The following is a 13,305-nucleotide window of genomic DNA, read 5'->3' on the forward strand; positions in this document are numbered from 1 at the left end:
ATTTTGTTGTTTAAAGTTAACTGAATTCTCATGCATAAAATTGTGCTTGCCATCACCGGGGCCAGTGGATCGATCTACCCCAAGTTGTTGTTGCAAAAGCTGCTGACCATTCCGGATCAGTGGAATGAGTTGGGCGTGGTGATGACCACCAATGCCCGGCAGGTATGGGAAACTGAATTGGGCAACGATGAATATAAACAACTGCTGCAGGATACCGATAAAGTGAAGGTGTACGGCACTATGGACTTCAATGCCCCCTTTGCTTCTGGTTCCGGTCGCTTCAACACGGTGATCATCGCCCCCTGCTCGATGGGTACGCTGGGACGTATTGCTACGGGCGTATCCTCCGACTTGATTACCCGGGCTGCCGACGTAGTCCTCAAAGAGCGGCGCAAACTGATCTGCATGATCCGCGATACCCCCTACAACCTGATCCATATCCGGAACATGGAAACGGTTACCCTGGCTGGAGGTATTATTTGCCCCGCCTCGCCTTCTTTCTACAGCAAACCTACCACGATCGAAGAAGTGGCCGCTACAGTAGCCGACCGGGTGCTGGACCTGGCAGGATTGGATATTTCCACGTTCCGGTGGGGGTCCTAGTTAAGGATACGATAAGACATTAAAAAAGGCTGATGGTGATCATCAGCCTTTTTTAGTTATTTGTGCCCGGAGTTATCAGCGAAGATCTACTTCTTCTACGCCGGGGTATTTGCTCTTGTCGAATACGAACATCGCATCGGTGAGGGGGGCTTTACCATTCAGCGAGCTAACGGTGTAGCTGATCTTGGTGCCACTCTTGTCGAGGATACGGGTGCTGTAAATGCTCTTGGAGGCTTTGTCTACCAGCAGGAATACCTTGTGAAAAGCCTTGGTTTTATCCACGGGTGTCATTTCGATCTCCACCAGGGTTTTGCCGGCTTCTTTCTTCTCGCCATTCAGCTTGTAGAGAAAATCCTTGTCGTAGAAATTGGTAAACAATTTCTGGGGAGTAATCATGCTGCCAGAGCCATCAAGCTTGGTAATAGTCACCTCGTTGGCACTTTTGTCGTATGTCCAGATATTGGAGCCATCGCAGAAGATCTCGGTACCACCAGCCAGGCTGACGCGGTATTTGGAGCCTTTCATGGAAACGGTTCCTTTCTTATTGTCGAGTACCTTGCCCTTACCATCTTCATTTTTAAGGGCAAAAGCTGCCTGTACTGCTTTGTAGGTCTTGAACTTTGCACTTACCTCGTCGAGAATTTTCTTAGCTGCTGGATCGCTGGTCACGGGTTGATCGCCCACCTTCGCCTGGGAAAACCCTGTAAATCCGGCCAGTATGCAGCTAACAACAAATAAAACAGATTTCATTTATAGGTATTTGTGATTGAATGTGTCGGTAAAAGCCGCAAAGATATTGGTTTGCGTCAAAAACTTAGACGCCGTTTCGTGGCCGACCGTTTAGTCGTTATGAATTAATTAACAGTTTTTGTGCCACGGCGGGAAAAGCGGGCAGGGCAATAAAAAGGGACCGAAGTCCCCTATCCTATTCACTTATATAAAGTTAGCCAAGTGCTGCTCGAGGTCCATCTCCGTTTTGATGAGTACATCGCGGGCTTTGGAACCCTGGCTGGGACCTACAATCCCGGCCGCTTCGAGCTGGTCCATCAGTCGGCCCGCCCGGTTGTACCCGAGCTTCATACGACGCTGCAGCAGTGAGGTTGAACCGATCTGACTGGTCACGATCATACGTGCCGCATCTTCAAACAGGGAGTCGCGGTCGCTGAGGTCAAAATCTTTGCCTTCCAACTCCTTCTCATCCACGTATTCAGGCAACATGAAGGCCTGGGGATAACCATTCTGGGCGCCAATGTTATCACACACGCTTTCTACTTCGGGGGTATCTACAAACGCACACTGCAAACGCGTGAGCTCACCATTGTACGAGATCAACATATCCCCCTTACCGATGAGCTGCTCAGCACCACCCGTATCGAGGATGGTACGGGAGTCGATCTTGGACGATACTTTGAAGGCGATACGGGCCGGGAAGTTGGCCTTGATCGTACCGGTGATGATATTTACAGAAGGACGTTGCGTAGCAATGATCAGGTGAATACCAACGGCACGGGCCAGCTGGGCCAGTCGCGCAATCGGCATTTCTACCTCTTTACCAGCCGTCATAATCAGGTCGGCAAACTCATCCACCACCAACACGATGAAGGGCAGGAACTGGTGGCCCTTCTCGGGGTTGAGGCGTCGCTTGACAAACTTCTCGTTGTATTCTTTGATATTGCGGGTACCGGCCTCTTTGAGCAGGTCGTACCGGTTGTCCATCTCAATACAGAGGGCATTGAGGGTGTGGATCACTTTCTTGGTATCGGTAATGATGGCCTCTTCTTCGCCGGGCAACTTGGCCAGGAAGTGGTTTTCGATGGTGCGGTAAAGCGTCAATTCCACTTTCTTGGGATCCACCAGTACCAGCTTCAACTGTGACGGGTGTTTCTTGTAGAGCAGCGACACGAGGATGGCATTGAGACCAACCGATTTTCCCTGACCGGTAGCACCGGCCATCAGCAAGTGCGGCATGGTGGCAAGGTCGACGATGAAGTTTTCGTTGTCGATCTTTTTACCAATCGCCACCGGTAAACTGAAAGTATTGGCCTGGAATTTCTCCGATGCCAGGAGGGTCTTCATACTCACCACGGTCTTCTTTACATTCGGCACCTCGATACCGATGGTTCCTTTACCCGGAATGGGCGCAATGATACGGATACCCAGGGCCGCGAGCGACAGGGCGATATCGTCTTCCAGGTTCTTGATCCGCGAAATACGTACACCAGCCGCCGGTACGATCTCGTAGAGCGTCACCGTAGGACCCACGGTAGCGCTGATCTTCTGGATATCGATGTCGTAGTTCTTGAGGGTAGTGATGATCTGGTTTTTGTTGGTCTCCAGTTCGGCCGGGTCCTGGAAGATCTTTTCACTACCATGCTGCTCCAGCAATTCGAGCGAAGGATATTGGTAATCCTTCAGGTCGAGGGTGGGCTCGTACGGTATGTTCAGGTTGGGCTTGCGTTCTTCTACTACCGGCTCCTCTCCTTCTGCGGCCACGTCATCCACCTCTGGATATTCGGGCATGGACTTGATCTCGAGCTCGAGGTTGGCGGCGGCCTGCTTGGCTTTCTCGGCTTTAGTAACCCGGGGCGGCAGGGCAACAGGCTGCTGTATTACCGGGGGCGGTATTTCGAGGGGTTCTTCTTTTTCGGTGAGCTCGAATGGTGGTAGGTCTTCTTCTTCCAACTCCTCTTCTTCTTCCTCTTCGGGCCTTTCGATGAGCTCCATGTCTTCGAGCAGCTCCTCGTCTATTTCGAGCTTGGGCGCCAGCAGCGGGGCTGCCGTGTCGCCTTTCTTCAGTTTATTGCTGCGCTTGGGTTTAGGCTGTGGCTCCTGTTCTTCTTCATTGACCGGCAATACGGCTCCTTCCAACAATTCTTCGGCAGGCTTTTTCTTGGGCAGGCTGGGTACATTGAATACCGGATTAAAGCGCCAGATGAAATAAGCCAGTCCGCCGACGATCAGTACGCAGGCGGTCCCTACCTTACCGAGCAGGCTTTCGAGCCAGTCGCTGATCATGGTGCCGAAGGCGCCTCCCCAGGCAAACTGGCTTTTGCCTGCAAAGAAGGCAAAGCCGACACTGAAGAACACCACGCCGACGATCAGGTAGCGGACATTGCGCCAGATGGAAAAGATCTTTTTTCCAAACAGGGCATTGGCGCCCATGACGAAAAAGAGGGTGCAAAACAGGAAGGACGCGAGTCCAAACCCATTGTAGAAAAACTGATGCGAGATATACGCGCCGATATTCCCCAACAAATTAAGGGTCTTTACCCCGGCGGAGGGCCAGAGGATAGAGGCTCCCTTAAACACCTTATCCTGGTCTTCGGCCCAGGTAAATAAATAGGACGTAAAGGCAATGAACAGAAAAAGGCTTACCAGTAAGGATACGGTGCCGGCGATCTTGTGGGTACGCTCATCTTTCACTATCTGCTTCACCGAAACCTGTACTTCTTTCTCAGGTTTCAGTTTATCAGATTCAGAAGCTTTGCTTTTCCCCGATTTTAAGCGATTGGCCATGGTTACAAAGATAAGTAGTTGATCAAAACTGCCCCATATTCAAATAAAAGCGTTGCGTTGGTACTAAATATTGTATTTTACAAGGTCTATCAACATGAAACTCCGGGCGCACCTACCTGTCTCTTCGGATCATAACCCGATCCGCCGTTCCTGTATGGCTACGGTGGTCGCGGCGGTTTTCTTCTTCGCCTTGTTGGTGGCCAGCCTTCCCGGTTACGGCCAGTCCGACTCTTCCCATACCAATTCCGATGGCCGTGAAACGGTTTCCCCGATTCCGGAGCCTGCTGCTCCCGCTGCTGATACCCTTTCGACCTTGACCCCATCCGGGGCCATCGATATAGCCCGCATCCGCTTTAACCGGTCGGATGTGGAAGGATTTGCCGTGGCGACCTTACCCATGTCGGCCGACTGGAATAAATCAGCGGGCATTCGTGATCTCCCCTATCAGCCACTCCAACGCCTGTTGCCCCCGCGGTACATCGAACAGGACGTATACGAGCGGTTCACCCTCACGAATAGCGGCGACTCTGCCCGGTCGATGCTCTTTTTGCCGGGCTTTTATTGCCGGAATATCGAATTGTTCCGTGATTCAGCCGGTACATTCATAGCAGTGCCCGATACTATTCAGCGGAGGCGCATGTTGGGCGCTATTCTGGTCAGACTGGCCCCACACGAAACCGCGACCTACTACTGCAAGTTCAATTTTGTACGAACCAACGTCAACAATATTATTCCCCGCCTGGTGGAAAAGGACTATTTCCGGCAATGGAAATCATCTATCCGCGACCGCGATTACCTGCTGGATGTGGTGACCTATGTGGCCTGCGGTATCCTGCTGATGATGATCTTTTATTCGCTGGCGGTATACCTGCAAAATAAGAACCGGGAATTCATCTTCTATGCCCTGTATACTTTTTGTACGGCATTCCTGCTGTTTCTCAAATCGTACCTCAACCTGAGCGGCACCCATTTTCATTATTTCTATGAGGAATACCTGGATTTCATGTTGATGACGGCCAGTGTATTTACCTACCTGTACTTTGTGCGTCAGTTCCTGAATACGAAAGAACAGCATCCACGGTTGGATCGCTTCATGCGCTGGAGCAAACTGGTGATGGTGGTATTCAGCCTGGTATTCTCCTTCCTGTATTTCTTCACCAACAAGTACATTGTACTGGGGGTGATGGAAAATCTGGTGATGAAACTGATCTTCTTCGTCGTTGGCTTTACGTTCATTGTGTATAGCATCAAGAAGAAAGATACGTTGCTGAATTACCTGGCGCTGGGCAACCTGGCGTTGGTGGTATTCTCCATGATCTCGCTGGCGATGTTGTTGTTCCGGATCTGGCCGGCCAACAACGATTCCCAATGGAGCATCTTCAACCGGTCGATCTTTTACTACGAGATCGGGCTGGTGCTGGAGTTGTCGTTCTTCCTAAGCGGATTGGCTTGGAAGAACCGCCGCGATATCGTGGAAAGGGTAAAAGAACGGGAAAGGCTGAAACTCGAGAACGAACGGAAGGAATTTGAAAAGCAGATGGCGGTAGTAACGGCGATGCAAGGCGAAAGAGACCGTATATCAGCGGATATGCACGATGAACTGGGATCGGGGGTGACGGCCATCCGCCTGATGAGTGAGATCCTGAAAACGAAGATGAAGCACCAGGAGATACCCGAGCTGGAAAAGATCTCTAACAATGCCAATGACTTGCTGGGTAAGATGAATACCATCATCTGGACCATGAAGAGCAGCAACGATACGGTGGAAAGCCTGATTGCCTACATACGCGCTCATGCCATCGAGTACTTCGACAATACGCCGATCGATGCTACGGTGAGGCTGCCGGCCGTGATCCCACAAGCGGACATCAGTGGCGAGAAACGCCGGAATATTTTCCTCAGTGTGAAGGAAGCGCTCAACAATGCCATGAAACACTCGCAGGCCAACCAGATCTGGATCGATATCGCCACGCAAGAGAATCTGTTGATCATCCGGATCGTAGACAATGGTGTGGGTATCGATACCGAGCAACTACGCCGCTTTGGCAACGGGCTCAGTAATATGCGCCGACGCATGGAAAGTATTGGTGGCGCTTTCAATATCGAGTGCGACGGGCAATGTGTGCTGACGTTTGAGGCGCCGATCTAGTCGCTGCCTGTTTTCTTTTATATCGATTTACTTTTCAATATTGCTACAAAGAGGGCGATCCAGCCGGCGATGAAGAAGAGTCCGCCGAAAGGGGTGATGGCACCGATGCCACTCAATCCGACCGTATTGGTAGCTTTGAGGGCCGTCAGCACATACAAGGAACCAGAGAACAGTACGATGCCGATGATGAAAAAGATACCGGCATAGCGCAGCCAATCGGCATTCAGCTTATCGTACAACATCGCTACGGCGATGAGCGCAAAGACATGGTAAAACTGGTACCGCACGCCTGTTTCAAAAGTGCCGACGGTTTCTGGGGGCACGATCTTCTTCAATCCATGGGCTCCAAAAGCACCAAGCGCCACAGAGAGTGCGCCCAGCAGGGCGGCTGTTTGCAAAAATCCTTTATGCATGTAGAACGGTTTGTATGAATTCATTCATGGAGATGGCATCTTCCTGGTCGAGGATCACATCGGCCTGCTCATAGTACATTCTGCGTTCGTTCAGCTTGCGCAGGATATAGGCACGAAGGTCTTCATCTGTAATATCTTTAATGAGTGGCCGTTTGGCCTTTTCTTTCAGCAAACGCTGCAGCAACACATCGACCTGGGTATTGAGCCATACCACGATCCCAACCCGCTTCATGTATTCGATGTTGTTGAAGAAGCAGGGCGTGCCTCCTCCGCAAGAAAGCACCAACGATTCGTGGCCTTCGACAAGGGCTTCCAGCGTATGTTTTTCCAGCTGACGGAAGTATTCTTCGCCCGCATCGGCAAAGATCTCCGTCACAGTTTTGCCTTCTGCCTTCACGACTTCTTCATCGAGATCGAAGAAAGGAAGTTGCAGGCGGTGCGCAACCTGTTTGCCCCAGTGTGTTTTTCCGGACCCCATGAATCCTATCAATATAATCCTCATCGGTTGTGGTTTGTCGAATGTGTACGTATAAAAGATCGTATCAAGCGGCATGGCCGGAAAGGTGGCCGGCAGTTCTTCTTTTGCCACGCGGTGAAATCCATTGCGTTCATAAAACCGGTGGGCCGCCTTGAAAGGCTCGATGGTGCCGAGGTGTATGGCTTGTACGTGTTGCCGCTTGCACCAGGCAAATACGACGTCCATCAGTTGTTGTGCCACGCCTTTGTCGCGCCCCCTGAAATCGGGGTGAACGAACATTTTGCGCAAAGCTACTTCGTTGTGGCCGATATCGATCAGTGCGATCGTCCCTACGACTGTATTTTCTTCGATGGCCAGCCAGAAATTGCCGTTGCCATGCTGGTAAAAGGTGGGTACTGAGCGCAGGTCGGGCTGGTCGGCGGCGGTAATGGGTACGCCAAATTCGCCTGCCTGTATGCCTACGATGAGGTGGATGGTCTGGTCTTCGTAGGGCTTGCTGTGTTCTATGATCTGCATTCGCTTCGTTTCTTTTCTGCTGTTACATGCCCTCGTTTGAGGGCGCTGGTCAGCGGATTTGGTGATCGACTGGCCTGTATAACAATTTGCGGACGCCGTTGTTGCTGCCAATCCCATTATTTAAAAGCATTGAGCCCGGTAACATCCATGCCGGTGATGAGCAGGTGGATATCGTGAGTACCTTCGTAGGTGATCACGCTTTCAATATTCATCATATGGCGCATGACGGAATACTCGCCGGTAATACCCATGCCACCCAGCATTTGCCGGGCATCGCGGGCTATACTGGCAGCGATCTCGCAGCCGTTGCGCTTGGCCATGGACACCTGTTGGGGTGTGGCCTTGTGCGCGTCCATCAAAACGCCCAGCCGCCAATTGAGCAATTGGGCTTTGGTGATCTCGGTGATCATTTCTGCCAGTTTCTTTTGCTGTAGCTGGAAGCCACCAATGGGACGGTCGAACTGTACGCGCTCGAGCGAATAGCGCAGGGCGGTATCGTAGCAATCCATGGCGGCGCCCACGCTACCCCAGGCGATGCCATAACGGGCGCGGGTGAGGCAGCTCAGGGGGCCTTTCAGCCCCTTGACATTGGGCAGTATGTTTTCTTTGGGCACTTTGACATTGTCGAAGACCAGCTCGCCGGTAGCGGATGCGCGCAGGCTCCATTTACCGTGGGTGGTGGGGGTGGAGAATCCTTCCATCCCACGCTCCAGTATGACGCCCCGGATATCGCCGGCTTCGTCTTTAGCCCAAACCACCGCCACCTGTGCAAAGGGAGCGTTGCTGATCCACATCTTGGTACCGTTGAGGATGACATGATCGCCTGCGTCTTTGATGTTGGTGAGCATGCCGGCAGGATTGGAGCCGTGGTCGGGCTCCGTCAATCCGAAGCAACCCAGCCATTCTCCGCTACCCAGTTTGGGCAGGTATTTGCGGCGTTGTTCTTCGCTGCCAAACTCATAGATAGGAAACATGACGAGCGAACCCTGTACGGAGGCCGTAGAGCGTACGCCACTGTCACCGCGTTCCAGCTCCTGCATCATGAGGCCATAGCTGACATAATCCAGCCCTCCCCCACCGTATTCGGCAGGTATGGTGGGACCGAAGCAGCCGAGCTCGCCGAGCTGCTTAACGATGTGCTGCGGAAATTCGGCCCGTTGCGCATAATCTTCTATGATTGGGCTGATCTCTTTTTTTACGTAGTTGCGGACGGTTTCGCGGATGAGCTTGTGTTCTTCTGTTAGCAATTCATCGATGGCGAAGTAATCGGGACTGGTGAAATGGTCTGTTTTAGCGGCCATGTTTCCTCGTTTTTGTCAATGTGGTGCTAATGTACGAATAAAGGCCTAAAGGCAGCAAGGCACCTAGGCATCGAAGGGAAAAGGCAAGACATTGATAAGTAGTAAGTTGAGCCCATTTTAGGGTATTTAAGAGCGATAAAGTCTAAAATGCGGGCAATATCTGCGAAGGGTTGAGGCCCAACTAAAAAGGCTAATGCGAAAAAAGTTATATTGGATATGCAACATCCTTTTGATGGCGCTGTCTCTTTCTATGAACAAACACTAAATCATTCATCTGTGGAGCTGACTGCAAACACCGTCCGGGATGAATTGGTAGAACGATGTAAGGCGGGCGATAGCCTGGGTTATCAATTGTTGTATCAACGTTATTCCAAAGCCATGTATAACACGAGTCTGCGTATTGTGAACAATACGGCAGACGCGGAAGATGTTCTCCAGGAAGCGTTCCTGGATGCCTTCCGGTCGCTGCACGATTTTCATTACCGGTCGACCTTCGGGGCCTGGTTGAAGAAGATCGTCATCAACAAGTCGATCAATACGCTGCGCAAGCGACGCGGTTATACCGTAGAGATCGACGAAGAACGGGAAGATGGCGTCAACGCCATTGTCCAGGAAGACCCGATCGACGAAGCAGAGATCCAGTATCGGGTAGATGAAGTGAAGCGGGGCATTCAACGGTTGCCAGATGGTTACCGCGCCGTAGTGAGCCTCTACCTGCTGGAGGGGTACGACCAGGAAGAGATAGCAGGCATATTAGGGATCTCGCACAACACGGTGCGGACCCAGTATGTAAGAGCGAAACAAAAATTACTGAACATTATCAAACAAGGAGTTTAAGCTATGAGTAGCAGATTAGAACAATACATGCGTGAGCACCGGGACGAATTCGATAGCGAAGTACCAGCACCACAGGTGTGGAGCAAGCTCGAACAGGAACTGATGCCGAAGAAGAACAAAGGCAAGGTGTTTTCCATGACCATTTTACGCTGGAGCGTTGCCGCAGCGATCCTCGTGCTGGCTGGTATGGGTGTGTTTCATTTGTTCAATGCCGGCAACGGTGGAGCTGTACAACCGACTATTGTGAAGAACGAAGGCGATGTATTGCTGAAGGACATCAACCCCACGTATGCTAAAGAGGTATACCATTTCACGCAGCTTATTGAACTGAAGCAAAATGAGCTGAAGAAAATTGAAAAAGACAACCCCGATCTCTATAAAAAGTTCCTCGGCGACATCACCAAGCTGGACAGTTCGTACAATGTACTCAAGAGCGAACTGCCTACCAATGCCAACCGGGAACAATTGTTAGAAGCGATGATCCAGAATTTGCGGCTGCAGACCGAGTTACTGAATCAACAGCTTCAGATCATTCAACAAATCAATCAATCTAAAAATTCGGATAGCGATGAAAGCAATAGTAAAATTTCATAGTGCACTTCTTTTAGTATCTGCCATAACCCTTGGCCAACCTGTACTGGCAGCGAACGACCCGCTGGTAGAAAAAACAAAAACGATCTCTAAAACCTATCCTGTCAGCTCATCGGACCAGATCGATCTCAGCAACTCGTTTGGCGAGATGAAGATCAGCACCTGGAATAAAAACGAAGTGAAGGTCGATATTGTGATCACTACGGAAGCAGGCACCGAAGAACGTGCCCAGGAATTATTGGATGCCATCAGCGTCAACGATGGTAAATCCGGCAACCGGATCTACTTTAAAACCAAGGTGGGTGATAACAGCAGCTCCAATAAGCGCGGCAAAGGCGAGAAACAAAGTTTCAGGATCAATTATACCGTGTTTCTGCCCGACAATGCCAACCTGGATGCTACCAATGAATTTGGGCCCATGTCGATCGGCGACTTCAATGGCAAGGGAGACTTCACGAACAGATTTGGCAGCTTCACAGCAGGCAAACTGAATAATCCGATGGTCAACGTGGAATTTGGCAAGGCCAATATCGAGTCGATCAACAATGGTGGCAATATAACGATCAAGTTTTCCCGTGCCATCATCGGCGGTATGTCGGGCGATATCAGGGCTTCTTTCGAGCATTGCAATGGTATCAAGATCAAGCTGAACAATGACCTGAAGTCGATCGATGTACGGAATGCGTTTTCTCCGCTGTATGTGGATGTGCCTACCAACTTCTCTGCGCGGTATGATGTACGTACCAGCTTCAGCAAGTTGAAAAACAATACTTCGTTCTCAATCCCCGAGGAAGGTGAAGATGATCGCGGGCCTAAGTTTGACCACCGCTACAACGGTAGTTCCGGTAGTGGCAGCGCGAATATCAAGATCAAGTCCGAATTCAAAGATGTATCGATCGGTCATAACCAAACTTTCGACGTCAACTCCGACGACAAGAAGAAAGCGAAAGATATTTAGTACGTTAACAGATGAAACGAGCAGTCAGCAGAGTCGAAAAGACTCTTCTACGCGGGACGCCCCGGAAACGGGTGTGTCCCGTTTTTTTTTGAGGCAATCCCGCCATGCAGCGGGACAACGTAGGGAAAGGCAGTAACGATATTGTACAGATCGGCGGATATAGTTAACTTTAACTACCTAAAACAACGCCATGAAACAACTACTGCTTGCGGGCCTGCTGGCCCTGGGAACGGCTTCTTTCGCACAAAACTCGTCTTCTGCGACTACCACCCAAAAGCCGGAAGAACAGATCCGTCAATATTGGTTTGTTATGCTAACCAAGGGACCAACGCGTACGCAGGATTCTGCTACCGCGATGGCCATCCAAAAGGCGCATATAGACAATATCAACAAGCTGTACAACGAAGGCAAGATCAAAGTGGCCGGCCCCTTTGGCAAGAACGATCAGGGCTGGCAGGGTGTATTTATCTTCGACTGCCCTACCCGGGAAGAAGTGGAGCGCCTACTGCAAACTGATAAGGCCGTTGCTTCCGGTCGCCTGGCATTTACCGTTACGCCCTGGTACACCGCTCCTATTGGTAGTTTTGTAGCAGGTATACCTGAGAAGAAATATTAATCGTATGACCATTGAAGCCATTCAAGCCATCTGTATGGGTTTTCCCGGTGCCACGGAAGACATCAAGTGGGAGGATCGCCTGGCCTTCTGCGTGTGTGATAAAATGTTTTTGATCACCGTGCCGGATGAAGTGCCACAAAGGGCTTCCTTCAAAGCCACTGAAGAGGAGTATGAAGAGCTGATCAACCGGGAAGGTATCGTGCCCTCTCCCTTTTTGGCCAAGCACAAATGGGTGCGGATAAACGATATCAAAGTGCTGAGCAAGAAGGAGTGGACGTATTATATCGGGCAGTCGTACCAATTGATCACTTCCAAACTGCCGGCGAAGAAGCGGAAGGAGTTGGGGTTGTAAAAAGGCATCGAGGCAGCAAGGCAATCCTGGCATTTGCCGGTGGAAAGACAGTGGTAAAGGGGCAGCAAGGCCAAGAGGGTATTAAAATATTAAAGCCCGTCCAGCTGTAAGGCGAGACGGGCCAATATAATCACTGAAGCGGCTGCGGCCGCTTTTTATTGGTTGTTATTGCAGGTAGCCAGCCATTTCCTGCTGGTATTCCTTCGCCACTTTGGTGGCGGCTACGGCAAAGTCTTCGCCGGTAGACGCATAGATAATTGCACGGCTCGCATTCACGAGGATCCCTACCTCCTTGTTCATCGCTTTTTCGGAGATCTCTTTCAGGCTTCCTCCCTGCGCTCCTACACCCGGTACGAGGTAGAAATGGTCGGGCGTGAGTTTGCGGATATTCGTGAACCAGTCGCTTTGTGTAGCACCGATCACGTACATCAGGTTATCGGGTGTACCCCATTGCGCGGCGGTGGTCAACACTTTTTCATAGAGCTGTCCGTCGCCGGCGGGTTGCAGTTCAAAATCGGCAGCGCCACTGTTGGACGTGAGTCCGAGCAGGATGGTCCACTTGTCTTTGTACTCCAGGAATGGCTTCACGCTATCGGCTCCCATGTAAGGCGCTACTGTGATGGCATCGAAATTCATGGTTTCGAAGAATGCCTTGGCATATTGCGAGGAAGTGTTGCCAATGTCGCCGCGCTTGGCATCGGCAATCTTGAAATGCGTATCGGGTATATAATCGACGGTGCGCTCCATAGCCTCCCAGCCTACCAGGCCCAGTGCTTCATAAAACGCGGTATTGATCTTATAGCTAACACAGTAATCTTTGGTGGCATCGATGATGCGCTTGTTGAATTCAAACACCGGCTCGGGCGACGACAACAGGTGCCGGGGTATCTTGGTGATATCGGTATCGAGGCCTACGCAGAGGTAACTCTTCTTTGTTCTGATCTGCTCTACTAATTGTGCGCGTGTCATGTATTA

Annotated in this window: 13 protein-coding genes; 7 read left to right on the top strand and 6 right to left on the bottom strand. The window is 50.9% G+C overall.

Annotated elements, in window-relative coordinates; all coding sequences use genetic code 11:
- Positions 1 to 30 precede the first annotated feature (30 nt).
- Entirely contained in the window at positions 31 to 603 is a 573-nt protein-coding gene (locus tag P2W70_RS26770; protein ID WP_276484630.1) for a UbiX family flavin prenyltransferase, read from the top strand.
- Positions 604 to 678: 75 nt separating this feature from the next.
- On the opposite strand, the gene lolA1 is transcribed toward P2W70_RS26770, so the two are convergent.
- Both lolA1 and P2W70_RS26780 read right to left on the bottom strand, forming a co-directional pair.
- Positions 679 to 1,353 (bottom strand): outer membrane lipoprotein periplasmic chaperone LolA1, encoded by a 675-nt coding sequence (gene lolA1 / locus P2W70_RS26775; protein ID WP_276484631.1) that lies wholly within the window; start codon positions 1,351 to 1,353, stop codon positions 679 to 681.
- Positions 1,354 to 1,536: 183 nt separating this feature from the next.
- Positions 1,537 to 4,119, bottom strand: a complete 2,583-nt coding sequence (locus tag P2W70_RS26780) for an FtsK/SpoIIIE family DNA translocase (protein WP_276484632.1) — start codon at positions 4,117 to 4,119, stop codon at positions 1,537 to 1,539.
- A gap of 94 nt (positions 4,120 to 4,213) precedes the next feature.
- On the opposite strand from P2W70_RS26780, the gene P2W70_RS26785 reads away from it, so the two are divergent.
- A complete protein-coding gene (locus tag P2W70_RS26785) occupies positions 4,214 to 6,268 on the top strand; it encodes a sensor histidine kinase (RefSeq protein WP_276484633.1) in 2,055 nt (684 codons plus the stop codon).
- A gap of 17 nt (positions 6,269 to 6,285) precedes the next feature.
- On the opposite strand, the gene P2W70_RS26790 is transcribed toward P2W70_RS26785, so the two are convergent.
- From P2W70_RS26790 to P2W70_RS26800, 3 genes are all read right to left on the bottom strand, one after another.
- Positions 6,286 to 6,681: a DUF423 domain-containing protein gene (locus P2W70_RS26790; RefSeq protein ID WP_276484634.1), complete on the bottom strand. Its 396-nt coding sequence runs from the start codon at positions 6,679 to 6,681 to the stop codon at positions 6,286 to 6,288.
- On the bottom strand, positions 6,674 to 7,675 hold the full coding sequence (locus P2W70_RS26795; RefSeq protein WP_276484635.1) for a GNAT family N-acetyltransferase: 1,002 nt from the start codon (positions 7,673 to 7,675) through the stop codon (positions 6,674 to 6,676). The genes P2W70_RS26790 and P2W70_RS26795 overlap by 8 nt, the downstream gene beginning before the upstream one ends.
- 116 nt (positions 7,676 to 7,791) lie before the next feature.
- The gene (locus tag P2W70_RS26800; protein ID WP_276484636.1) at positions 7,792 to 8,976 is read right to left on the bottom strand and encodes an acyl-CoA dehydrogenase family protein; all 1,185 of its coding nucleotides are present in this window, start codon (positions 8,974 to 8,976) and stop codon (positions 7,792 to 7,794) included.
- Positions 8,977 to 9,192: 216 nt separating this feature from the next.
- Here P2W70_RS26800 and P2W70_RS26805 point away from each other — a divergent pair, with 216 nt between their 5' ends.
- The 5 genes from P2W70_RS26805 (at position 9,193) to P2W70_RS26825 (ending at position 12,330) form a co-directional block, all read left to right on the top strand.
- On the top strand, positions 9,193 to 9,813 hold the full coding sequence (locus P2W70_RS26805) for an RNA polymerase sigma factor (protein ID WP_276484637.1): 621 nt from the start codon (positions 9,193 to 9,195) through the stop codon (positions 9,811 to 9,813).
- 3 nt (positions 9,814 to 9,816) lie between these two features.
- A complete protein-coding gene (locus P2W70_RS26810) occupies positions 9,817 to 10,407 on the top strand; it encodes a hypothetical protein (RefSeq protein WP_276484638.1) in 591 nt (196 codons plus the stop codon).
- On the top strand, positions 10,382 to 11,362 hold the full coding sequence (locus P2W70_RS26815) for a DUF4097 family beta strand repeat-containing protein (RefSeq protein WP_276484639.1): 981 nt from the start codon (positions 10,382 to 10,384) through the stop codon (positions 11,360 to 11,362). Before P2W70_RS26810 ends, P2W70_RS26815 begins: the two co-directional genes overlap by 26 nt.
- Positions 11,363 to 11,552: 190 nt before the next feature.
- Positions 11,553 to 11,978, top strand: coding sequence for a YciI family protein (locus tag P2W70_RS26820; RefSeq protein ID WP_276484640.1), 426 nt, complete (start codon positions 11,553 to 11,555; stop codon positions 11,976 to 11,978).
- Positions 11,979 to 11,982: 4 nt separating this feature from the next.
- A complete protein-coding gene (locus P2W70_RS26825) occupies positions 11,983 to 12,330 on the top strand; it encodes an MmcQ/YjbR family DNA-binding protein (protein WP_276484641.1) in 348 nt (115 codons plus the stop codon).
- A 165-nt stretch (positions 12,331 to 12,495) separates the two neighbouring features.
- On the opposite strand, the gene pyrF is transcribed toward P2W70_RS26825, so the two are convergent.
- The gene (gene pyrF, locus P2W70_RS26830; protein ID WP_276484642.1) at positions 12,496 to 13,299 is read right to left on the bottom strand and encodes an orotidine-5'-phosphate decarboxylase; all 804 of its coding nucleotides are present in this window, start codon (positions 13,297 to 13,299) and stop codon (positions 12,496 to 12,498) included.
- Between the last annotated feature and the right edge of the window lie 6 nt (positions 13,300 to 13,305).

The sequence above is a fragment of the Paraflavitalea pollutisoli genome (genome assembly GCF_029360705.1).
Taxonomy (GTDB): Bacteria; Bacteroidota; Bacteroidia; order Chitinophagales; family Chitinophagaceae; genus Paraflavitalea; species Paraflavitalea pollutisoli.